We start from the raw sequence: 22,472 nt of genomic DNA, 5'->3' as shown, positions 1-22,472 counted from the left end.
TTTTTCTTGTGGAAAAGCATCTTGAGAAGGAGTAGTCCACAAAATCTGGTATAATGAAGCCAAGGAGGCGCCTATGAAACATCTAAAAAAACAGACGCTAATTCTTTTATCTATAGCTAGCCTATTCCTTGTCGGTTTAGCAGCTTTTACACATCTCTACAAAAAGGAGGAAAAGCCAAGTTACTCCAACCTTAATAGTAAGGTCAGTCTTAATGAGGTACGTTCCATTCTCTCGAAACATTTGGACAAGAGGAGTGTGGATAACTTTATCGATCTGGTCAAGGATTACAATAACACTGTGGGTTCTGTTGGTTTATCTGGGGATTTTGCGCCATTTACCAAAACAGACTATGATGTGGAAAAAATCAGTAGCCTGTGGACAGCCAAGCATGGTGACTTTATCGGTACTAACTGTCGTATCAACACCTACACGCTACTGAAAGGCAAAATCAAGATTCCACAAGTCAAAAGTGATACTGAGCTTCTTTTCCAAGATAAGGATGCAATTGACAAGGGCAAGCTCTTTGATGCCAAGGACCAGGCAAACTTTGACATTCTTTTTTCAAGGGTCAAGACTGAAGCTACGCAAGATGTCAAGGTTCACGCCAAGCATATGGAGGATTACTACAAACAGTTCACCTTTGATGACAAGGCACGCATGCTGTCGGTTGTTGTCCACGATAATCTGGATGGCAATTCCCTTTTTGTCGGTCACGTCGGCGTCTTGGTGCCTACGACGGATGGCTACTTATTTGTTGAAAAGTTGACCTTCGAAGAGCCCTACCAAGCCATTAAATTTTCTAGTAAGAAGGATTGCTACAAGTATCTGACAACCAAGTACAAGGACTATACCGGACCAGGTTTAGCCAAACCCTTTATCATGGACAATGACAAATGGGTAGATATGGACTAGGTTAACATTACGCACCAAATTTGGTGCGTTTTTATGTTATAATAATATTAAAGTAGAGGAGGACATGATGATTGGAGAAAATATTAAAGCTGTACGAAAGTCCAAACAATTGACACAGCCTGAGTTAGCTAACTTACTTGGTATTTCACGCAATAGTCTTAGTCGGTATGAAAATGGAACAAGTGCTATTTCAACAGAATTGTTGGACCGTATTTGTCAGACATTGAATGTTTCTTATGTTGATCTTGTAGGAGAAGAGAAGATGCTCACATCAGTTGAAGACTACCAGTTGACCATGAAGATTGAAGTGTTGAAAGAACGTGGAGCCGGTATTTTATCACAGCTTTATCGCTATCAAGATAATCAAGAAATTGCCTTTGATGATGAAACGAATCCATGGATTCTTATGAGTGACGATTTATCTGACTTGATTAATACTAAGATTTACTTAATTGAAAGTTTTGACGAAGTTGAACGTTATAGTGGTTATATGGACGGTATCGAACGTATGTTAAGGCTAGCGAGTCAACAGGTGGTAGCCTAATGACATTAGCCAACTACAGAGACGTAGACTTTCAAGGAGCTTTAAAAAGGACAATGCGTTCATTGACACGTGGAAAAACCAACTCGAAGCATCCAAAAGCCTTTTTGTTAGGTGGTCAAAGTGGTGCCGGAAAGACAACCATTCATCGTGTTAAACAAAGAGAATTTAAAGGCAACATCATCATCATTGATGGAGACAGCTTTCGCTCTTTGCATCCTAACTATCTTGAGTTGCAGGAAAAGTACGGCAAGGAAAGTGTTAACTACATGAAGGCTTTTGCTGGAAAGTTAGTTGAAGCTTTGATAGAAGAACTGAGCAAATTGGGGTACCACCTTCTGATTGAGGGTACATTGAGAACTGTAGATATTCCTAAAAAAACAGCCCAATTGTTGAGTTCTAGGGGATACCAAGTAGCACTTGCCTTGATAGCAACAAAGCCTGAACTCTCTTATCTTAGTACTAAGATTCGTTATGAAGAACTTTATGCTTTGGAACAAAGTCAAGCGAGAGCGACACCTAAGGCGCATCATGATGCGATTGTAGACCGTTTAGTGGAAAATCTTCAAGAGCTGGAAACTAGTGGTATTTTTGAGTACATCCAGATTTACCAACGAGATAGAAGATGTATTTATAATTCCTTGGAGGATGAGGGAACAGCATCGTCAGTTCTTCGCGAAAACTTATTTGGTGAGTGGTCACCTATTGAGAAGTCTATGCTTATCCAGGAAAAAGAAAGACTGAAAGAACTCGTTGAAAAAAATTCTAAAAAATGAGTTAGCATTATTTATTTCCTACCTCCTATAACAACCTGAACTGCCAAGAAAAAGGAAAAGGTATCAAGATATGAATAGAAAACAAGCCTTGTCGTTTTATCTGGCGGGCACCCTTGGACAAATCTTATTAGTCAGTCTTCTTGTTTGGTTACTAAGAGCAGGAGAAGTTAGGGTTGATTATGGGACTCCAATTGGCCTCTTTACCCTGATGTTAGGTGGGGTGTCCTCAGCCATTTGGGGAGGCTATGTTAGCATCCGCTATCATCACTCCAGTTTTAAACAGCTTGTCAGAGATTTTTTCCAAGTCAAACAAGCTCCTCTTAACTATCTCTTAGTCCTCATTTTTATAGGATTGGATTTTTTACCATTGGTTTTGAGTGGGAAAATGATTATTCCAACTTGGTATCTCCCCATAATTTTATTTGTAAAAGCCCTTGTCTTTGGTGGTATCGAAGAAATCGGTTGGCGCTATTTTTTCCAGCCTGCTTTGCAAGAAAAGTTGACCTATCTAGTGTCCACGCTCTTTACATTTTTGGCTTGGTCACTATGGCATATCCTTTATTTTTACATTGATGGGTCTCTGGCCACGATTCATTTATTGCCTTTCTTGCTAGGCTTATTAAGCAATTGTTTCATCTTATCCGCCATTTATACAAACACCAGAAGTCTTTGGCTTTGTGTGATGACACATGCGCTTATCAATGCTTTATCGCAACTGTCATCAGCGGAGAGCCTTTGGTTGTCCCTTGTGATTAAGGTGTTGATAATTCTTCTTGCCATGAAAATTGCTAGCAGCAGTATGGAGAAAGTGAAATCCTAAGCTGGCTTGATTTTCATTGCTTTAGTTAGTTATAAAGTTATAACTTTTAAGAGTAGTTCAATGACTGCTCTTTTTTCTATGTAATACTCAAATGACCTTGCCCATATTTTTGAGGCATGTTATACTAGAAAGGTATTGTCAAAATTTTCTGACATTACAGGTGGAAAGGAGGTGCTAATGCCTTTTAAAAAAACAAAACACCTTGTTTTTTCCCGCTACCTAAGCCTGCTCTGTTTGCTTCTAGCTTTACTAGTAGCGTCAGTTTTTATAGCAGTGTCTTTAGGGGCGGTCACTATAGATATAGGTGATACTTATGGTGTCATCTTCAGTAAATTGGGGCTTCCGATGGCCAGTCATAACATTGCCAAGCCACTTGAAGCTATTATCTGGAATATGCGAGTTCCTAGGGTTCTCCTAGGGTTAATAGTTGGTGCAGGCCTTTCCATGTCTGGGAGTGTCATGCAGTCAACCGTTAATAATCCGATTGCTGAGCCCTACATTTTGGGAATCTCGGCAGGGGCAACTTTTGGAGCAACCTTGGCCATCATTTTAGGTCTTAAGGCTGTGGTAGGCTTGGGTGCCTTTGTGGGGGCTATTCTAGCGACGGTTCTTGTCCTAATCATTGCCTCTATGCAGGGGAGAGTGACCACATCTGGCCTGATTTTATCTGGAACGGTTGTCAATGCCCTCTTTATTGCCTTTGCCAATTTTATAATCTCTCTTGGAGCGACAGCAGATAGTGTCATGACCATTAAGTTTTGGACCATGGGTTCATTGACAGGAACATCTTGGTCAGATTTGCTGCTTCCAGCACTAGTGGTTGGTTTGGCCTTTCTCTTTTTCTCAACTCAGTATCGTGTTTTTAATGCCATGATGATGGGAGATGAAGCAGCTTTGACTTTAGGGATTCCACTTAAACTCTATTGGTATCTTTATATTGCCATCGTTGCGATCATAACGGCCGTCTTGGTTGCTAGCTGTGGAATTATCGGCTTTGTCGGCTTGATTACCCCTCATATCGCTAGAAGTATAGTCGGGACTAATTATCGTAAGCTTTTTCCAGTGGCAACTCTCTTAGGTTCCTTGTTTGTGGTTTGGGCAGACGTTTTAGCTAGAATACTCGTTAAAAATGCAGAGCTACCTATCGGTATCTTTACTGCCTTAGTTGGCGCACCTTTCTTTATTTATATTGTGACTAAAAATCGTAGGAAGGTGGTTTAGACTTATGGATGTAAGGTGTAAGGATATTCATTATTCGATTGGAGAGAAAAAAATCCTAAACGGTGTCTCTCTAGAGGTTGAAGGTGGGCAATTCCAGACCATACTAGGACCAAATGGGAGTGGGAAATCAACCTTGCTCAAAACCATTTATCGCCAGTTGAAACCAGATAGCGGTCAGATTTTACTGGATGGAAAAAGCCTAAATCAGGTAAGCCTAAAAGAAACTGCAAAAGAAATGGCCGTTGTGACACAGTTTAACACCCTTCAATTTGATTGCACGGTGGAAGAAATTGTCATGCTTGGCCGAACGCCCCATCTTTCCTTTCTACAAAAAGAATCGGAGCGGGACCACTTGCTCGTCCAGGATGCCCTAGACAAGGTTGGTATGTCTGAAAAGAAGACACGCTATTATTCGTCCTTATCAGGTGGCGAAAAACAAAGAGTTATCCTAGCGCGTGCTTTGGCTCAGGAACCCAAACTCCTTTTATTGGATGAGCCTACCAACCATTTGGATATTAAGTATCAGTTGGATATGTTGGCCTTGGTCAAGGAACTCGGCATTAATGTTCTCGCAGTTCTCCACAATATTCAATTGGCCTGTCGTTTTTCAGATTATATTTACTTAATGAAAGGGGGTGAGATTGTTGCCCAAGGTGTCCCAAGGGATGCCGTAACCCCACAATCCTTGCAGGCGGTTTATGATGTTCAGAGTCGTATTACCTGGACGGATGACCAGCAGGCAATGATTCAGTATTTATAAGCCTAGGAAAGGAAGGCCTTATGAACAAGAAAACTTTTGGTATCGCATTAATCGCTGCAGCAGTCCTCACATTGACAGCATGCAGTTCTACATATAAAAACAGCACATCATCGTCATCATCAGCAAAAGAAACGGTGAAAAAGACCAACTCAGAAACCCAGTATCCCTTGACCGTCAAGACTTATGACGATAAAGGAACTGAGTTAGATCAAGTCTTCAAAAAGGCACCAGAAAAGGTTATCACCAACAACCTTTCATCAACGGAAATCTTGATTGAGCTTGGTTTAAAAGACAAGATTGTCGGTATGCTTAACCCTGACAATGAAGTAACCGATAAATATAAGGAAGACATTGCCTCAATCCCACATATCGGTGATAAGAAGACCATCTCTCAAGAAGCCATCTTGGCTTACGGACCTGATGCCCTTATTGGTCGTAACATGATGTTCTCAGACAAATCAATGGGAACCATCAGCACGTGGAACAGCAACGACATTCCCGTCTATACGCAAAAGGCTTCTGTTTCAACAACCAAACAAGATTTGAATAATATCATCGAAGATGTTAAAAATATTGGTGACATTTTCAACGTTCAAGACAAGGCAGACAAGTATGCAGGACAACTCCAAAAGCGTATCGACGCCGTTAAAAAGAAAAACAAGTCTTCTGACAAAGACTTGAAAAAAGCTCTTATTATGTGTGCCTACAACGATGAGACCTTTGGAACTTACAAATCTGCCCTTCAAGAAAGTATGCTTAATCAGCTTGGTTATACCAATGTTGCGACAGGAACATCAGATTTGACTTTGGAAAATCTTGTGTCAATGGAACCAGAATTGATTATCTATGTAACTAGTGACCGTAATAAGGCTATGGACAAGGATGCTAAAGACAAGATGGAAAAGAACGCTGTTCTTGAAAATGTACCAGCCGTTAAAAACAAGAAAATCATGACTATTTCTTATGATGAGCTTATGGATTACGGTCCATCTGTGATTGATTCTCTTGAGAAGGTTAATGACTTTGTTAATAAATAAAGACTTTGTCTGCCATGGCATTCGAGTGACGATTGCCCTTCCTGAGTCTTATGATGCTACTAAGACTTATCCAGCTGTTTTTCTGAACGATGGACAACTGGATTATCTGGGAAAACTAGCGGATTCTGTTATCCTGATAGGCCTTGAGCCCAAGCATCGCTTGGATGATTTTACACCTTGGTATGCTCAGGCTTTGAGACCTGGAAGTCCTGATTTTGGTGGCAAGCTAGCTAGCTATCATGACCATCTATTTGGCCATATTTTAAATAGCATCCAAGAGGAGTTTCGATTGGATGACAGTCGCATGGCTTACGGAGGCTACTCACTAGGTGGTTTGGCTGCTATCCACAGTCTTTATAGCAGTGATAAGATGCCTTTGATCTTCTCCATTTGTGGATCCTTCTGGTATCCAAATTTTGTAGATTACTGCAAAGTCCATCAGCTTCTTAATAAGTCTTGCTCGGTCTATTTATGTAACGGTTTGACCGAGGGGGCTAATCATAAGAATAGATTGGCCAAAGCTCCTAGTTATGCCAAAGAAGTGCATGAACTTATCAAAAAACAGTGCTTGTCTACTTATGCAGCATTTGACCCCTACGGTCATCATGACCATCTCCAAGAAAGATATGATGCTTTTTCGGACTGGTTGATTGAAGAGTGGAAACTCTGAAATGCTGCTATTGGTGATTGAGTAGGAAAGAGAGAAGAAAAGTAGTGAAGAAGATTCTGACGATGGAATCTCTTCACTACTTTTTGTTATGCTCGAAAACTACCATCACAGTTGATGCTTCCGAAAAGTTTTTAGACATGAATCAAAAAACGCCTTAACTCCGTATATTAAAAGTAATTTACTTACTTTTGACTTATATCCTAACTTCAAAAAGGACAAGACTATTATTGTTGCTGATGCAGTAACTTATATCATTTAAAACTTTTTTGTTGGAGAAGTAGAAGGGAAAAAACTATACTTTGGTGCCTGAGAACACTTCGATATGGTTCCCTAGTATTTTTATATCTACTGGAAGATTATCCGATTTGTCTCCATCAACATCTGACTCTAACTCAACCTCTGAAGAAATCCTAATATTACGCGCTTTGATATATTCGATATTATCGTTACCTACTAGATCCCCTTTTAACAAATCTGGGATAGTCGATAATTTAGAAATGATGGATGCATCTTTTAAAATCAAGATATTTCCATATCCATCTGTATTTTCATCAAATAGTTTTTTGTCTGCGTAGTAATTAGATAGAAGAACTAAGACCTGACTAGCTTCACCTTCATAATTGCCATTTTCGCTTTCAATACGAACATTAAATACATCGTCTTCCACAACGGACTTCATCGTATTGATTGCATATGCAAAGATACCGTACTTTGTTTTATCTTCAATATCAACGTTATGAATAGCTTCTGGTAAAGATCCAACACTAAAAATATAGCCAAAATAATTTTGATTAGCTTTTCCAACATCAATGGTTTTAGTAAAATTGAAATCAAGTTCTTCAATCGCTTGATCAATACTTTGGTTGATTTCTAATAGCTTAGTGATTAAATTACCAGTTCCACCAGGAATAATCCCAAGTTTTGGAATGTGATTTTTTTCAGCAATCCCTGAAATAACCTCATTTACAGTACCGTCTCCACCAAAAACAATTACTGCATCATATTTTTCTTTAGAGGCTTTTTCAGCAAATTGAGTTGCATCTTTGGCTTTTTGCGTAATCTTAGTTTCAACATAATCAAAATACTCTTTAGCCTTATTCTCCAAGCTCTCTTTATAATCTAATGCTGTTTCTCCTCCAGAAGTTGGATTAATAATTATCATTACTTTTTTCATTGATATTTTCTCCTATGGACTACTAGTGACAATACTTTTCAACGGTTTCTTATGCTTATCAAATTAATATCTCACATTACTTGTTGTTATTTGGGGATTCTTTTTACTTATCCTTTTCTATTTGTTGAAGATCATCATCGTTTTTATATTGAATGATGTAGTCGACTAATTCTTTTTCAGTTAATCTATCATTTGTTAATTGTGAAACCTGAATCGAGATATTTTTCAAACCATATTCATTTTGTTTGTTAATGATACTTTGTAACTCAGCTTTTGAAAGATATTTACCTGAAATAGTTAGCTTTAGTGTATTGTTTTCTTTACTATATTTCTTTTTCAAAATAGTATGGTTTTCAAATTGATCAGATAGATAATTATTGATAGACTCATTGATTAGCGTATCTCTAACTAAGGTAGTTGCAGAAGCTAAACTTGGAATAATAAGAACAAGCGAGACTAGAATTAATATTTTTCGCATTTTAGAGGCTTCACGATTATGTTTAACATAAGGATTTTTAACCATCATCACATTAGTGCCAATATATGTAGCAATCATAATAAAACTGCAGTTAATGGAGAACAAATATGACGCCCCTATTATATACTCAAGATTTCCTGTGGCAATAGAATACCCCACGGTACAAACGGGTGGCATAAGAGCAGTTGCAATGGCGACACCAGGAACAATGTTATTAGCTTCTTTCTTTCGTGCTCCAATAATGCCGGCTAATCCACCGACGAATGCTATTACAACGTCCCAAATTGTGGGCGAAGTTCTAGCAATAATTTCCGTACTTGCGTAAGAAATGGGCGAAAGTAAAAAATAAAGTGTAGAGGCTAAAAGGCTTACTGCAACTTGAATAAAAAGAACTTTAAACGATTTTTTGAGAAGTTTTGTATCTAATATTGCTAACGCAAAACCTACTCCAAGGATAGGTGTCATCAATGGAGAAATCAACATTGCCCCTATGATTGTTGGAATAGAATTCATATTCAAACCAATAGATGCAATCAATATCGCACACAATAAAGTGGTTAAGTCACTTTTTGATAAATCTAAATCCTCATAGATTTTGTCCCTAAATTCTATTAGAGAATAAAGTTTACCATCCTTCAAAACTTTTTCCATAACAGTACTTCCTTTTTGTTACTATAGTCAACTTTTTAAGCTCACTCTTTGACGACGTATCTAAATCATTGGCCATTATTATTGTAACTTCTTTACCTGGGTGTGTTTTATATTCTACTTTCAATTTGTAATCAATTCACTACTCCATATTAATTTTAAACTCCTACTGAAAGTGATGTAGTGTTTGGTGTATTATTTATACTATTTTGTTAGATACTTACTATTTAAAGAAAAATGTGTAAGGGTTTACATGTCTCAATTATACATTTTATTTTTACTTTCGTCACTCGAACATCTTAGGGCTATTTTCTTTTGTGGCTAAAATGCTAATCAATCAATCATATGAATGTAGCAGTTTAATCAAACTTTTTATTCATAAATCAATCCATTTAGAGGAAGCCCTAATAATAGTAGAAGCCTGTGTAGATTTTTAACAAAAAAATGAGATAAGTGAAATTGTAAAACTATGCAAGCGATTGCAAAGGCCAATGATGGTTTTCATGTCTATTTTTGTGTAAGCGCAAACATTTTCATTGACTTATCAATTTGATTAACTTATACTGTTATTAACAGGTATATACTAACATTAATCTTATGATTGTTAAGATTAATATAAAAAATGTTTTAGCTAAAATATAACTCTTTAGATGGTTTGATTTTCCAAACAATCTAACTTTCCTCTATTTAGAAAGGGGGAGACATTATGCTTTGGGCTATTATTGTCGGAGGCTTTATAGGTTTTATTGCTGGTGGAATCACTAAAAAGGGAGGTTCCATGGGAATAATTGCCAATATCTTTGCAGGTTTAATTGGTTCATCTGTTGGACAGTCACTCTTCGGTTCTTGGGGACCTAGACTAGCTGGAATGGCCTTAGTTCCATCAATTTTAGGGGCAGTTATTGTTGTTGCAGTAGTATCATTTTTCTTAGGGAAAAAAGAATAATTTTCAATATTTCGACAGGAAGACTCCAATCAACTAGCAAACTTGGTGCTGATAAATTAAAAAAGTGGTAAACATGGACTAGCTAATGGTTTATCAGCAAATAAAGATAACGTTAGTGAGGGTGTTCAAGCTGTTTATGACTCGACTTCAACACAAAAGCTATAATTTAACTTATCTTTTTATACTCAAAAATTTGAATGTATTGTTTAAGAGCGTTCATATTTAAAAATCTTTATGTCCAAAGGAGGATAAAATTATGTCAGTAGAAGAAAAACTTAACCAAGCTAAAGGCGCTATTAAAGAAGGTTTCGGAAAAGTAACTGGTGATAAAAAAACAGAAAAAGAGGGTGCTGCTGAAAAAGCAGTCTCAAAAGTGAAAGAAGTTGCCGAAGATGCCAAAGATGCTGTTGAAGGAGCTATCGAAGGTGTGAAAAATATGATTAAAAAGGACGATAAATAATTAAATAGTCAATTGATTTTTCACATAAAAGCTACAAAAGCTACTCTACAAAAAAATAGAGTTGTCATATTCTACTCCTAATTACTCACTTATAAGATTACTTTCAAAATAACTACAAATCGATATTCTTATAATATTATTCAGTTGAAAAATCAACTTTCTTTAGATTAATTCAAATTCCTTTTTAACTCCATATACATATTCTTTCTAATAGTAAAAGCACTCTAATTTCTATAGTTTTATCCAAGCTATAGACGCTAGAGTGCTTTTTATAATATTTTGAAGAATTATTTAATGATCGGGGGAGATTTGTATTTTTCTAGTTCTTATACAAATCAGCAAAATATAAGTGCTAACATCATCCCGATTAGAGAATGGCATACGTTTGCATTGCTTGTGAATGTTTTCACCACCAAAACATCACATTTTCAGTGAATTACTTGATTTTCATAAGTATTAGTTTTATAATTAAAGTATAGAAAGCGCTTTCAAAAAAACATCTCCGAGTTTTTGTCCTACTTGAAGTGATTAGGCTAACAGCCTACTTCCATTCTAGAAAGGAGTATTGTTTTGAGTCAATGTGATATTCTCATTATAGGGGCAGGTCCTGGTGGTTATGTTGCTGCTGAAGAAGCTGCCCGTTTAGGTAAAAAGGTAACTGTCATTGAGAAAAACTCCATAGGTGGCACCTGTTTGAACGTTGGCTGTATCCCATCCAAAGCCTATCTTGAACATGCTCATTGGCTATTAGCTGCTAAAGAAGCCTCTCAGTATGGAGTAACTGTTTTAAATGATAATCTTGATTTTCCAAAGCTTGTTGCTCGCAAAGATCAAGTCGTAGCAACACTGCAGTCTGGTATTCAATCAAGTTTTAAACAATTAGGTATCACCTATATTGCAGGTGAGGCATCTTATATTTCTGATAAAACCTTCCAAGTTAATGGTGAAAGAGTCTCAGGTAAGTCTGTTATTTTGGCGACGGGGAGTTATCCATTTATTCCTCCTATTCCTGGTATTAACGATGTTGACTATTTGACAACAGATAGCTTTTTCAACTTAAAGGAACTTCCTCAACGTTTGGTTATCATTGGTGGGGGTATTATTTCCGTTGAGTTAGCTTTTGCTATGGCTCCACTAGGTGTGGATGTGACAGTAATAGAGGTTGCACCAACAATTTTGGCAACTGAAGATGACGAGGCACGTTCCATTATTAGAGAAAAGATGGAACAACTTGGAATTACTATACTGGAAGGAGTTAGCATAGATAGGGTTAAAGAAAATGCTGTAATTCTAGCAGATGGCAAGTCCTACTCTTATGATAACTTACTTGTAGCAACAGGACGTAAGCCAAATATTGAGTTAGCCCAAATGATGGGCTTGGAGCTGACTGAAAAAGGTTTTATAAAGGTAGATAGTTATTACGAGTCATCTCAATCAGGTGTTTATGCGATTGGGGATTTGATTCCTGGATATATGTTAGCTCATGTTGCTAGTAGCGAGGGAATCAAAGCTGTTCGAGCCATTTGTCGTCAGGCTGAGGAACCGGTGGATAATTCAAGTGTTCCACGGTCACTCTTTACAACGCCAGAGATTGCTTCCTTTGGCTTGTCAGAAGAGGAGGCGGTTCAACAAGGATACGATATATCAGTTGGTCAACTTCCTTATGTTTATAATGGTCGAGCAATTGCGTCTAATTCAGCAAAAGGTTTTGTTAAAATTGTCTCTGAAAAACGCTATCACCTACTATTAGGTGCCGTTATCGTTGGCCCACATGCAACTGATATTTTACAATCCTTGATTGTCTTGAAAGATGCTGAAGGAACACTTGATCAGCTTGATAAGACTATTTTTGCACATCCAACAATTTCTGAGTTGGTTCAGGAAGTTGCAAGACTGATTTTAAGGTCCTAAGCTCGATGGATAGGTTTAGCGTAGTCATTTTCATTTTTTCAAATTTATATATCTGTCAATAATATTTGTTTTTTATAAAGTTCTCTCATAGAAGGAGGAAACAATATGACACATTATCAAGAATTGCCACAAGCCCTAATGAAAGAAAAACATCAGGGACAAACCTTAACCAAGGAAGAAGTTAAGGTTCAAACTGCCCATGATCTTGGTGTGGAAAATGTTTCAAAAGAAGAGGCTAAATCCATGTATAAGACTATGTGGGATATTCGAAATTTTGAAGAAAATGCACGACATTTCTTTTCAATCGGTCAAATTCCAGGATTTGTTCACCTTTACTCAGGTGAGGAAGCTATTGCGACTGGGGTATGTGCTAACTTGACTGATAAAGACTACATTACTAGCACACATCGAGGACATGGACACTGTGTGGCTAAAGGTGGAGACCTTAAAAAAATGATGGCTGAAATCTTTGGTAAGTCTACTGGGCTTGGTAAAGGTAAAGGTGGCTCTATGCATATCGCTGACTTGGATAAAGGAATCCTTGGTGCTAATGGTATGGTAGGCGGAGGCTTTGGTCTTGCGACTGGGGCTGCTATGCGCAACAAATATCTAAAGACTGATGATGTTGCTGTATGTTTCTTTGGTGATGGTGCTGCCAATGAAGGTAATTTTCATGAGTGCTTAAACATGGCCTCTATTTGGAATCTACCTGTGGTATTTGTAAATGAAAACAACCTTTTTGCAGAATCAACACCACAATGGTATTCATCAGGTTCTCCAACAATTGCTGAACGTGCACAAGCTTACAATATGCCTGGAGTTCGCGTTAATGGTAAGGACTTATTTGCTGTTTATCAAGTGGCTAAAGAGGCCATTGAACGTGCACGTCGTGGAGATGGTCCAACGTTAATTGAAGCTATTACTTATCGTAACCATGGCCATTTCGAAGGAGATGAGCAAAAATACAAAGCACCAGATGGAATCGAAAAAGAATGGGCAGATGTGGATGCCTTGGAAGTATTTCGTGACCTGGTAACTGAAAAGGGTATCCTTAGCCAAGATGAATTGGATGAGATTGTTGCCCAATCACAAAAAGATGTTGAAGATGCAATCCACTTTGCTCAAGAGAGCCCAATTCCAAAAGAAGAAGCTCTCTACGAAGACGTATTTGCAGACTGATTGAGGAGGATTCATAATGACTAGAGAAACATTATTTATGAAAGCCATCAATGAAGGGCTCGATCAAGCCATGGAAAGAGACGAGCGAGTTGTTCTCCTAGGAGAGGATATCTCAGGTGGTGTTAATGTTGAACACTTAGAAAATAATAACGAGGATGCCTGGGGCGGTGTCATGGGGATTACACGAGGATTGATGCCGAAATATGGCAGGGAACGTGTTATTGATACTCCGATTTCTGAGCACGGCTATTTATCAGCTTCGGTGGGGATGGCGCTTACGGGACTAAGACCTGTACCAGAGTTAATGTTTAATGATTTTATTGGATTCTGTTTTGATGCCCTATTAGGACAGGCTTCTAAGATGCGTTACATGTTTGGCGGTAAAGCTAAAGTTCCGATGGTTGTTCGTACTATGCACGGGGCAGGAGCTTCAGCTGCTGCGCAACACTCTGGATCCTATTACGGTTTATTTGGATCGATTCCTGGTATTAAGGTGGTCGTTCCTGCTACCCCTTATGATGCCAAAGGATTACTCCTAGCATCAATAGAGGATGATAATGTAGTTATCTTTTCTGAAGACAAGACTTTATATGGATTAAAAGGGGAAGTGCCAGAAGAATACTACACTGTACCAATTGGTAAGGCTGCCGTTCGTAGAGAGGGTAAGGATTTAACAATTGTGACAATTGGTAAGATGTTGTATGTAGCCTATGAGGTCGCCGACCGCTTGGCAAAAGACAACATTTCTGTAGAAGTGATTGATCTTCGTACAGTTGCTCCATGGGATGAAGAAACAGTGTTAAATTCCGTGAAGAAAACTGGTCGTTTAATTATTGTGGATGAGGCAAATCCACATAACAATACTGCAACTGACATTGCATCTGTCGTTTCAGATAAAGCTTTTGATTATCTTGATGGACCAGTGAAATGTGTTTGTGCACCAAATACTCCTGTTCCATTTGCGACAAACTTAGAACAAGCCTATATCCCTGATGCGGATAAGGTTTTGAAAGTAGCTGATGAATTGATTCAGGACTTGAAAGGATAGGAGGGCGCTTATGGCAACAGAAATTTTAATGCCCAAGCTCGGCCTAACCATGACTGAAGGACTCATTCAAAAGTGGTTGGTCCAAGTTGGTGATACAGTAACAAGTGGTCAGCCTTTATTGGAAATTAGTTCTGAAAAATTGACTAGTGAAGTCGAATCCCCTGCTTCTGGGGTTGTTCTAGACATTGTGCATGGTGAAGGTGTTACAGTTAAATGTAAGGAAGTCGTTGGATGGGTTGGTCAGGAAGGAGAGGATGTAGGGACCCAAGAGGCTCCTGCACAAGAGGAAGCTCCAACTGAAGTCGCTAAAGATTCAACACCGTCTAGTCCTAAATCTACTACAGCACCTATAGCTCGTACTGGTGGGGAACGCATTTTTATTACACCGGTGGCTCGTAAGATGGCTGCTGAGAAAGGCTATGATATCTCCCTTATTAAAGGGACAGGTGGAAATGGTCGTATTACAAGACGTGATGTAGAAGCTTATCAACCAAGTCTTGTTGCTGATAAGGTTGTAGAACCTCTACCACAAGCTATGACCTCAGGCCAATACGGTGAGGGACTAGAAGGCATGCGTAAGATTATTGCCGAACGTATGATGAACAGTCTTCATTCTTCTGCTCAAGTGACACTCCATCGTAAGGCTGATTTAACTGAGCTTTTGAAATTCCGTAAAGAACTTAAGGCCAAGGTCCATACTCCACTTGAAAATGGTGAACTAGGTATCACAACTCTATTAACTAAAGCAGTAACCAAAGCTTTGAGAGATTTTCCAGCTTTGAATGCTTGGTATGGCGGCGGAATTCATCAGATTCAAGAACGCATTCATATTGGTATGGCAACAGCTTTGGATGATGGTTTGGTTGTCCCTGTGATTCGAGACGCAGACCGTATGACTTTAGCAGATCTTGGTCAAAGCATTAAGACTCTGGCTAATCAAGCTCGAAAAGGTACACTTCCATCTGACCTATATAGTGGTTCTACTTTCTCAATTACGAACCTAGGAGGGCCAGGTGTAGAATACTTCACACCAATCCTTAACTCCCCAGAGGTGGCAATTCTTGGAGTAGGAGCAACTCAACAAGCTTTAGCATTTAATGAGGAGGGAGAGGTTGTTCAAAAAGACTATCTTCCATTGAGTCTGAGCTTCGACCATCAAATCATCGATGGCTTTCCAGCAGCTGAATTTTTAGCAAGAGTTGTTTCTTATCTTGAAGATCCTTATCTCCTTATTTTCTAGTGGATTTAAATTTTGAAAGGTTAAGATTATCAACTAATAGACATACTATAGGTTAAAATATAAAGTTTTTTGCTAACCTTGTTTAGCTCAATAGCTAGCGTAAAGCTTACACAAAGAGAAGACTAACTTAGTCTTCTCTTTTCGTGTTGCTAGGGGGGAGAGCTTTTCTTAAGTCAAGTGGGAATTTGTCTATCAATTTCCTAATTAATCAGTTGTATATTCTCATACAAGGGTGTAAAATCTTCTATATAAAGATAAAGAGGAGCAAGGTATGGAATTAAAAGATTTTACAGAACAAGAACAAGAACAAATCGAAAAAGGGTTGAGTACAGCTGAGATTTCTGACAAGGAAGCGGCTAAGAAGTTGCTCGCTCTCGTACCTCAAGAATGGATTAAACGCATTCCTTTCTTTGTCAGAGGGCATGCGACGACCAAGACGGTAGAGCGTGTAGCCAAGCAATATCCTGAACTCTACGCAGTAGCCAAACGCCAAGGGGACCTTCCTGAAAAAGAAGGCCAAGAGCTTCGTAAAATCATGACAGCCATCTTTGAAGAAAAAATGAACAAACACAAGATTAAGTAAGATTTATAAAGATTGTGAACAATGCCATCTTTGGGTTGATGCAGATTAGGGTGCGATTTATCTGATTTATCATACCGTTACGGAGGAAAAATGAGCAAATTTATTTCAAAACAATCAGTCGCTATCTGGTATGCACTGACTGCCCTCCTTGCTACATTTATAGTAGGGCAAGTTACCCTTTGGTGTTTCCCAGATGGAAAGAGCACAGGTGACTCTCTACTGTTTATCCTAATGAACTGTATTCCCCTGATTATGGCGGCTATCTTTTCTCTTGGGTTGAGTGAAGTCAAATCCTTGGGCGATTTTTTCAAAAAGGTCTTTCTTCAAAAAGAAAGTCCCCTGTCCTGGATTCTAGCTATCTTCATTCCAGTCATCTATTATGGGATTTCAATCCTGCTCATTAATGTTCGCTTTACTGGGAACTCCCTCTTAGCCTTCTTCCTATATCTCCCCTGGACCTTTTTATATGGCGGTCTAGAAGAAGTCGGTTGGCGTTGGTTTTTACAAGATCATCTTTACTTTAGTAAGCACTTTATATCTAAAATGATGGTTCTTTCCATTGTCTGGTTCCTCTGGCATATCCCTATCTATCAACTTCCTTGGATTACAGCAGGTTCGTCCAACTATCTCATCTTTTACCTGATGATTTTAGGGAATACCTTTCTTTTGGGAGCTCTCAAAGAGTACTCGAAAGGAGCTGTTCCTTGTATCCTAGCTCATATGCTGATCGATAGTCTGGCTGTCCTTATGCTGGTTCAGAGTTCACTCACTCAGATTATCCTTCTGGTTATTTTCGAAATCCTAGTATCCTCTTGGCTAGTGGCTATGAGAAAATCATAGAAATAGACTTTAACCTCTCACTGAATTTCGGTGGGAGCTTTTCTTTCCTATTTGTTGAGATAATGACATAGTGTCATTTTTAGGAGGTGACTCGTTTGGCTTCATCATCTAAAGACTGAAAAAGAAGGCCAAGAGCTACGTAAAATCATGACAGCTATCTTTGAAGAAAAAATGGATAAACACAAGATTAAGTAATGTTGTATGAAAAGAGGTATAAGTCCGTAAACTTATACCTCTTTCTTATCTTTACTTCTTATTTGATTTGGATAGATTAATGGCAACCATTGTCGCACACAAGAAAAAGGCTGCTAGTAACCCTTTTGTAGAAGTAGTCATGAAAGGTTTATCAAAGACATAATAGTTATAGACAGCAAATCCCAGTCCAATAAGAGTTACAATAATCGACACAACAAATAGAGTCACCCATAATCTTCTTTGAGTCATCGTCAACCTCCTCTTTGTATCCGTTTTCTTTCTGCCTATAGTATAACATAAAAAACCTTAGCTAAATTCCAGAGAGTAGTTTGGCTAAGGTTTTTCATTTTATTTCATCAAGACAACCGTATCATTTGGATCATGGTCGTCATCTTCAATAGTCAGTTGATTACCATCGAGTTTATAGTATTTGGTGTCGTCACCGATTGTCAGACTTTGATTGTCAGAGTTAACTGTTACAGGCTTGCTTTCCTTCTCGCCATCTGCCTCGTCCTCTTCCCAAGTTCCAGTATTTCCAGAGATGGTAAGAGTAATGCGATCATTTTCGTCAGTCCCTTTATAGGTGCCATCTAGCCCTTCAGTTTGTTTAGAGGCTTCAGAACTTTGTGAAGATGAAACCTTACTTGAACTTTGTTGGGTGCTAGCAGAGCTTTCAGGTGTTTGAGCTTTCTGGTTTGAGCAGGCTGCTAAAAGACCAAGAACTGCCATAGAGGCAAGAGAAAGTGTGAGTTTTTTGGACAATGTCATAGGCTTGTCTCCTTTCTTTGATAACTCAAGTATAGCAAACGTTTTCAAACGAACCAAGCAAAATCTCCTTTCTGAAAATGTTTGGACTATTTTTGAAAGTTAAATCGATACTGACTTGGAGGATGGTCTATGCTCCCCATTTAAACTATGCTATACTGTTAAGAAAGCAATAAAGGAAGGTCTCTAATGACAACAAGCAATCCCCGCCGCCAGTGCGAGCGACTTTGGGCAGCAAATAAATATCTGGTGCTCAGCCATTCCAACAAGATTTACCTAGAAATCCGTACTTATCTAAAGCAAGATGAGGTTCGTTTGGATCAGGTTCAGGCCTACATTGATCAAGCCCTGGACCTTCCTGAAAATCCAGGTCAGGTCGTTAATGCCTTCCAACATATCTGGGGCTATTTTAAGAAAAAAGCAACTGCCAGTGAGAAGGAGATGTTTATGGCCCAATTGGATAGCTATGCGGCAGGTCGTATTCCCCAGATTCATTTGGTGACATCCGTCAGAGAGCTCCTCACCAAGTACCCTAATCGCTATCTTGAGGAGTCAACTCTGATTAATGGAGGTAGCAAATGAGACTATGGCATCAAGCCTTGATTTCAAAACTACCCCGTCAGCAATTATTAGGGCAACACCGAGAATGTTGTGCCCTTCGTGGCAAGGGATGGCAACGTAAACATGCTACGGTTAATTATGTTTTTGACTATTCCCCCTACCGCTTGTTTAAATACCATGAGCTCATTATGCAAGAAATGACAGAACGGGGCTATCGTGTCAGCCCCGAATGGTTTGAAAAAGAGTATCGAGGAAAGCAACTGCCAGCCTACGACAGGCTTGAAGAGGAAAATTTACCGCCTATTATTTATCCAGAGCATAATGCTATCTATTTACAGGAATGTCTGGATAATCTGAAGCAAAAAGGCATCATTATTTAAAGGAGAAAAAAGATGGATTTATTTTATTGGTTAACGGTTCTTAGGAAGAAATCAGAAGGTCTAGTCATGCGTATTTCGACAGCAGATGAGGTGAACTATGATACGATTGCAGGCCCAAGAGAAAGTGACATCTGGGATGCTCTTGTGCAACTTCCTGTATCCTATGATAGTCTTTATTTTACCTATGGCGGTAAAGAGTCCCCTCGTTTCATCTTTGTAGAGTACGAGAATGGCAAGTATCGCTTAGAGCACGACACAGCAGACTTAGATACTGGTATGACTAATGTGGCTCGTGTGTCTCAAGACCTGGCTAGAGATATAATCTACCATTTTGCTAAAGAGCATACCGTCGAGATTGATGAGCATTGGGAGCAAGAGAAGGTAAGGCAGTCTGATGGCATCCCTTACTCTAGAAAGCAGACCCAGACGACGAAAAGCCTTGTGGCTAATCATTGAAATCATTTGTCTGGTTCATGTTGCAATCATTGTCCCTCGTGATCGGGTATTTACTCCCGAAAAATGGGCCCATACCCCAGATTCCATGCGTCACAAGTTGATGTGGAGTTTTCAACGCCAGTATCAGCTTGAAGGAATGGTGCGAAAAGAAGTGGAGAAGCTTTTGGGTCAGGGTGATGATGTTCAAGGAAGTGTTGAGTACAAGCTGGAAGACGATTGGCTTGGTGGCTGGCGTGTTTACCATATCGAGTATAAGCAAGACCGTGTGATTCGTGCCAAAGAAACCTGGCAAGACTGGTGAAGAAATGGCTTTCTTATTTTCTTAAAAATAGTATAATCAAGGCGTCAAGGTAATCGTTTTCAAAAGGTCAAAACTATCTTTTGATTAGAAATGGAGGACAAACTCATTACCCTGTTTATGTCTAAACTGGTGAACGGTATTTTGGAACTAATCATCGTTTCTTTCACTCCTTTTATGACTTGGTTGATTTGGAGGAGGAAAAAGGTCGGCTTCTTTGACTGGATTGGTTTAAAGAAGGTTCAGACAAAAAATATCAGTCAGCTACTCCAAATTATCTTGGGTATGGCCCTAGTTTTCCTTCTTTTTTCGGTAGTGCTTTTCAGTTGGTTTGACCCTAGCAAAACAGCCACAGCAGATTTTTCTGGAAAGGGAATTGGAGCTCTCCCTGCCATTCTAGCTTACGCTATCTTAGGCACTGCCTTACCAGAAGAAATCTTTTTTAGAGGTTTTCTTTTGAAAAGATTGCAAGGAAAACTAGGATTTCTAGGAGCAAATCTCATCCAGTCATTATTATTTGGTCTGATTCATGCGCTTATGTTTATCCAACTAATAGGCTTTCTAAAAGCTGTTATGATTTTTGCTTTTATCAGTCTCATAGCTTACGTCTTTGGTGCTATCAATGAGAAAAAAGCAGGTGGCTCTATTCTTCCAAGTGTCTTTATCCAGGCTTTTGCAAATACTGCTGCAGGTCTCTGCTTAGCGATATCACTCCTTTAGAGGAGTAGGGATGAGCCTATGAGAGCAGATAATTATTTGATACTGCTCATCACTTTTATTTCTTTTGAACTGTGAACTAGCTTGAGCATTAAGAAAATATGAGAGAATTTCCAGTTCTTACTCGCTTTTTTCCCCTTATTACAGTACAATAGACCTCAAAAGTGAAAATTTGAAACGAGGTATTCCCTATGTGGAAATGGTTTAAACGACTCATTGTCCTCGTCATTGTGCTCTTTATTGCAGTGGCGGCCCTTCTCATTCCGGACAAGATTGACAGTCAAGACCAATTAAAAAATGTATCAACACAAACGACTTTAGCTGACCTAGCTAAAGCAGGTATTGGAGGGGCGTCCCTATCATCAGGCGGTCTTTCTACCGAAATTAATCTCGATAGTAACCAACTGCGTCAGGTGCTTAAAGCAAGCCTTTCGGATTCTAAGGACGAGACACTACAAAATAGCACCGTAGATTTGGGAGATTCCTATCTGACAGTTAAGGTACCAGTTTCCATTGGCCCAGTCGGATCAACATTTAGCCTTGATTTTACAGTTAGTACTAACAAGGAAGTCATCCTACTAGACTTAGCAGGTGCTCACCTAGGTCGCCTTCCAGTCCCTAAATCACTGGTTCTACCTTACCTCAAGAAGAGCATCGCTCAATCTAATAGTGGTATCCGCATGGTTAACGATCAGATTCAGCTTAAACTCCCTGACATCGGCTACGAGATTGACCAAGCCTCAGTTGCTAACGGTAAGATGAAAGTCAAACTCAACATTCCAATTTCCTTGCCAACCAGTTGGTAATTTACAACCATTTGTTCAAAAATGAAATCCAAGACCAAGTCCAAGTTGACTTGGTTTTTTGCAGTTTGAAATTGATTTTTGTAATTGTTATAATACTAAAAGTAACAATGTTCGTAATAATCTTAAATAGACTGGAGAAAGTTATGTTGGGACAAGACTTTGGTCACCGATTAAGAGAATTAAGATTAGCACAGGGTCTAACAAAGGAGACATTTTGTGATGATAAGAAGGTTCTATCTGTTCGTCAATTAACAAGAATAGAGAGTGGAAAATCGCAACCTAAACTAGAAACATTAGACCACTTGGCTAAACGCTTGAATATATCCGTGTCTGAACTTCTTGGAGAAAAAACATCTGTATTGCAGATGCCAGTAATGTTGCTGGCACTTCTCAACAGGAAGTTGCGTCAACCAATCCTACTGAAGGAACAGCTGTAGGAAATCAGGGAGCTACAACAGAACAACCAGCTACTCCAGCTGCTCCAGCTGAACAAGCATCAACTACCACTGCAGTTGATACTACAGCAATTGCCAATGGTGATTTCTCTAGTGTTGCTGGTACCTATCAAAATGACTTAGGAGATACAATTATGGTTTCCCCATCTGGTAGTGTGACTCGTGTTACTGCCGAAGACGGTTATAGTGACACAAGTAGTCAGCTACATAATGGTTTTGCTCAAGATGGCAGTTATGTAGCAGGATTTGCTCACAATGATGGACCAACCAGTGACCCAATTTTCTTTGATAGTAATGGACAAGTTCGTTTTGGTTCTGATGCGATATATGGTAGAATGCATGTTTACAACAAATTAGACTAATGGCATTGTTCCCCCCAGTACGTAATACTAAAATAGTAAAAGTAATAGAAGGAGCACACTTAAAAAATTCGAAACTATTGATTCAACTTAAAAAGCCAGTTCAACTGATACGTACCGTGTCAAGTAGACAATTGAAATAAATAAAATGTGAGGAACCAGGTTGCTTTGGGTTAAGCAGTCTGGTTTTTCTTATCGGCAATAGTTTTCCAGTAATCTCTATATTTTTTAGATT

Annotated in this window: 28 protein-coding genes; 24 read left to right on the top strand and 4 right to left on the bottom strand. The window is 38.9% G+C overall.

Annotation, left to right across the window (positions count from 1 at the left end):
- The first annotated feature begins 73 nt into the window (after nucleotides 1-73).
- The 8 genes from PCY14_RS05435 (at nucleotide 74) to PCY14_RS05400 (ending at nucleotide 6,738) form a co-directional block, all read left to right on the top strand.
- Nucleotides 74-913 (top strand): DUF4300 family protein, encoded by an 840-nt coding sequence (locus tag PCY14_RS05435; RefSeq protein ID WP_145516308.1) that lies wholly within the window; start codon nucleotides 74-76, stop codon nucleotides 911-913.
- A gap of 67 nt (nucleotides 914-980) precedes the next feature.
- Entirely contained in the window at nucleotides 981-1,457 is a 477-nt protein-coding gene (pezA, locus tag PCY14_RS05430; RefSeq protein ID WP_021145714.1) for a type II toxin-antitoxin system antitoxin PezA, read from the top strand.
- Nucleotides 1,457-2,230: a zeta toxin family protein gene (locus PCY14_RS05425; protein ID WP_301363233.1), complete on the top strand. Its 774-nt coding sequence runs from the start codon at nucleotides 1,457-1,459 to the stop codon at nucleotides 2,228-2,230. Before pezA ends, PCY14_RS05425 begins: the two co-directional genes overlap by 1 nt.
- A 70-nt stretch (nucleotides 2,231-2,300) precedes the next feature.
- A complete protein-coding gene (locus PCY14_RS05420; protein WP_145516305.1) occupies nucleotides 2,301-3,050 on the top strand; it encodes a CPBP family intramembrane glutamic endopeptidase in 750 nt (249 codons plus the stop codon).
- Between the two features lie 177 nt (nucleotides 3,051-3,227).
- Nucleotides 3,228-4,271 carry an iron ABC transporter permease gene (locus PCY14_RS05415; protein WP_021145710.1) on the top strand — a complete coding sequence of 348 codons (1,044 nt, stop codon included), beginning with the start codon at nucleotides 3,228-3,230 and terminating at the stop codon, nucleotides 4,269-4,271.
- A gap of 4 nt (nucleotides 4,272-4,275) precedes the next feature.
- Complete coding sequence (locus tag PCY14_RS05410) at nucleotides 4,276-5,031, top strand: ABC transporter ATP-binding protein (RefSeq protein ID WP_021145709.1); 756 nt, start codon at nucleotides 4,276-4,278, stop codon at nucleotides 5,029-5,031.
- A gap of 20 nt (nucleotides 5,032-5,051) precedes the next feature.
- The gene (locus PCY14_RS05405; protein ID WP_008534189.1) at nucleotides 5,052-6,068 is read left to right on the top strand and encodes an ABC transporter substrate-binding protein; all 1,017 of its coding nucleotides are present in this window, start codon (nucleotides 5,052-5,054) and stop codon (nucleotides 6,066-6,068) included.
- Nucleotides 6,049-6,738: an alpha/beta hydrolase-fold protein gene (locus PCY14_RS05400; protein ID WP_060934184.1), complete on the top strand. Its 690-nt coding sequence runs from the start codon at nucleotides 6,049-6,051 to the stop codon at nucleotides 6,736-6,738. The genes PCY14_RS05405 and PCY14_RS05400 overlap by 20 nt, the downstream gene beginning before the upstream one ends.
- Before the next feature lie 292 nt (nucleotides 6,739-7,030).
- On the opposite strand, the gene PCY14_RS05395 is transcribed toward PCY14_RS05400, so the two are convergent.
- Both PCY14_RS05395 and PCY14_RS05390 read right to left on the bottom strand, forming a co-directional pair.
- Nucleotides 7,031-7,912 (bottom strand): diacylglycerol kinase family protein, encoded by an 882-nt coding sequence (locus tag PCY14_RS05395; RefSeq protein WP_037603942.1) that lies wholly within the window; start codon nucleotides 7,910-7,912, stop codon nucleotides 7,031-7,033.
- Between the two features lie 103 nt (nucleotides 7,913-8,015).
- Entirely contained in the window at nucleotides 8,016-9,041 is a 1,026-nt protein-coding gene (locus PCY14_RS05390) for a DUF389 domain-containing protein (protein ID WP_060934185.1), read from the bottom strand.
- 703 nt (nucleotides 9,042-9,744) lie between these two features.
- On the opposite strand from PCY14_RS05390, the gene PCY14_RS05385 reads away from it, so the two are divergent.
- The 8 genes from PCY14_RS05385 (at nucleotide 9,745) to PCY14_RS05350 (ending at nucleotide 17,245) form a co-directional block, all read left to right on the top strand.
- Nucleotides 9,745-9,984: a GlsB/YeaQ/YmgE family stress response membrane protein gene (locus tag PCY14_RS05385; protein WP_002890536.1), complete on the top strand. Its 240-nt coding sequence runs from the start codon at nucleotides 9,745-9,747 to the stop codon at nucleotides 9,982-9,984.
- A 256-nt stretch (nucleotides 9,985-10,240) separates the two neighbouring features.
- Complete coding sequence (locus PCY14_RS05380; protein WP_004182825.1) at nucleotides 10,241-10,444, top strand: CsbD family protein; 204 nt, start codon at nucleotides 10,241-10,243, stop codon at nucleotides 10,442-10,444.
- 570 nt (nucleotides 10,445-11,014) lie between these two features.
- Nucleotides 11,015-12,355, top strand: a complete 1,341-nt coding sequence (lpdA, locus tag PCY14_RS05375; RefSeq protein ID WP_021145702.1) for a dihydrolipoyl dehydrogenase — start codon at nucleotides 11,015-11,017, stop codon at nucleotides 12,353-12,355.
- A gap of 105 nt (nucleotides 12,356-12,460) precedes the next feature.
- A complete protein-coding gene (locus PCY14_RS05370) occupies nucleotides 12,461-13,534 on the top strand; it encodes a thiamine pyrophosphate-dependent dehydrogenase E1 component subunit alpha (RefSeq protein ID WP_014634179.1) in 1,074 nt (357 codons plus the stop codon).
- Between the two features lie 16 nt (nucleotides 13,535-13,550).
- Nucleotides 13,551-14,582, top strand: a complete 1,032-nt coding sequence (locus tag PCY14_RS05365; RefSeq protein WP_002890539.1) for an alpha-ketoacid dehydrogenase subunit beta — start codon at nucleotides 13,551-13,553, stop codon at nucleotides 14,580-14,582.
- A 10-nt stretch (nucleotides 14,583-14,592) separates the two neighbouring features.
- Nucleotides 14,593-15,822, top strand: coding sequence for a dihydrolipoamide acetyltransferase family protein (locus PCY14_RS05360; RefSeq protein ID WP_021145701.1), 1,230 nt, complete (start codon nucleotides 14,593-14,595; stop codon nucleotides 15,820-15,822).
- 271 nt (nucleotides 15,823-16,093) lie between these two features.
- Complete coding sequence (locus PCY14_RS05355) at nucleotides 16,094-16,405, top strand: hypothetical protein (RefSeq protein ID WP_021144443.1); 312 nt, start codon at nucleotides 16,094-16,096, stop codon at nucleotides 16,403-16,405.
- Nucleotides 16,406-16,495: 90 nt separating this feature from the next.
- Nucleotides 16,496-17,245: a CPBP family intramembrane glutamic endopeptidase gene (locus PCY14_RS05350; RefSeq protein WP_021144442.1), complete on the top strand. Its 750-nt coding sequence runs from the start codon at nucleotides 16,496-16,498 to the stop codon at nucleotides 17,243-17,245.
- A gap of 246 nt (nucleotides 17,246-17,491) precedes the next feature.
- Here the strand turns inward: PCY14_RS05350 and PCY14_RS05345 are convergent, their stop codons facing one another.
- Together PCY14_RS05345 and PCY14_RS05340 are read right to left on the bottom strand one after the other, a co-directional pair.
- Nucleotides 17,492-17,689: a hypothetical protein gene (locus PCY14_RS05345; RefSeq protein WP_021144441.1), complete on the bottom strand. Its 198-nt coding sequence runs from the start codon at nucleotides 17,687-17,689 to the stop codon at nucleotides 17,492-17,494.
- Nucleotides 17,690-17,788: 99 nt separating this feature from the next.
- A complete protein-coding gene (locus tag PCY14_RS05340) occupies nucleotides 17,789-18,208 on the bottom strand; it encodes an SP_0198 family lipoprotein (RefSeq protein WP_021144440.1) in 420 nt (139 codons plus the stop codon).
- Between the two features lie 186 nt (nucleotides 18,209-18,394).
- Here PCY14_RS05340 and PCY14_RS05335 point away from each other — a divergent pair, with 186 nt between their 5' ends.
- From PCY14_RS05335 to PCY14_RS05300, 8 genes are all read left to right on the top strand, one after another.
- Nucleotides 18,395-18,787: a YbgA family protein gene (locus PCY14_RS05335; protein WP_021145697.1), complete on the top strand. Its 393-nt coding sequence runs from the start codon at nucleotides 18,395-18,397 to the stop codon at nucleotides 18,785-18,787.
- Nucleotides 18,784-19,146, top strand: a complete 363-nt coding sequence (locus PCY14_RS05330) for a TIGR02328 family protein (RefSeq protein WP_042767013.1) — start codon at nucleotides 18,784-18,786, stop codon at nucleotides 19,144-19,146. The genes PCY14_RS05335 and PCY14_RS05330 overlap by 4 nt, the downstream gene beginning before the upstream one ends.
- Before the next feature lie 12 nt (nucleotides 19,147-19,158).
- Nucleotides 19,159-19,602: a hypothetical protein gene (locus tag PCY14_RS05325; protein ID WP_021145695.1), complete on the top strand. Its 444-nt coding sequence runs from the start codon at nucleotides 19,159-19,161 to the stop codon at nucleotides 19,600-19,602.
- Nucleotides 19,586-19,903: a hypothetical protein gene (locus PCY14_RS05320; protein ID WP_231087403.1), complete on the top strand. Its 318-nt coding sequence runs from the start codon at nucleotides 19,586-19,588 to the stop codon at nucleotides 19,901-19,903. The genes PCY14_RS05325 and PCY14_RS05320 overlap by 17 nt, the downstream gene beginning before the upstream one ends.
- 117 nt (nucleotides 19,904-20,020) lie before the next feature.
- Nucleotides 20,021-20,620 (top strand): CPBP family intramembrane glutamic endopeptidase, encoded by a 600-nt coding sequence (locus PCY14_RS05315; RefSeq protein ID WP_231087404.1) that lies wholly within the window; start codon nucleotides 20,021-20,023, stop codon nucleotides 20,618-20,620.
- 188 nt (nucleotides 20,621-20,808) lie between these two features.
- Nucleotides 20,809-21,423 (top strand): hypothetical protein, encoded by a 615-nt coding sequence (locus tag PCY14_RS05310; RefSeq protein WP_021145692.1) that lies wholly within the window; start codon nucleotides 20,809-20,811, stop codon nucleotides 21,421-21,423.
- A gap of 143 nt (nucleotides 21,424-21,566) precedes the next feature.
- Entirely contained in the window at nucleotides 21,567-21,860 is a 294-nt protein-coding gene (locus tag PCY14_RS05305) for a helix-turn-helix domain-containing protein (RefSeq protein WP_060934186.1), read from the top strand.
- A 152-nt stretch (nucleotides 21,861-22,012) separates the two neighbouring features.
- Nucleotides 22,013-22,240 (top strand): hypothetical protein, encoded by a 228-nt coding sequence (locus tag PCY14_RS05300; RefSeq protein WP_021145691.1) that lies wholly within the window; start codon nucleotides 22,013-22,015, stop codon nucleotides 22,238-22,240.
- Nucleotides 22,241-22,472 lie beyond the last annotated feature (232 nt).

It is taken from the genome of Streptococcus sp. SV2, from assembly GCF_030440175.1.
In the GTDB taxonomy this organism is placed as follows: Bacteria; Bacillota; Bacilli; order Lactobacillales; family Streptococcaceae; genus Streptococcus; species Streptococcus raffinosi.
The sequence above is the reverse complement of the archived record's forward strand: the minus strand, read 5'-3'. Positions and strand labels throughout refer to the sequence as shown.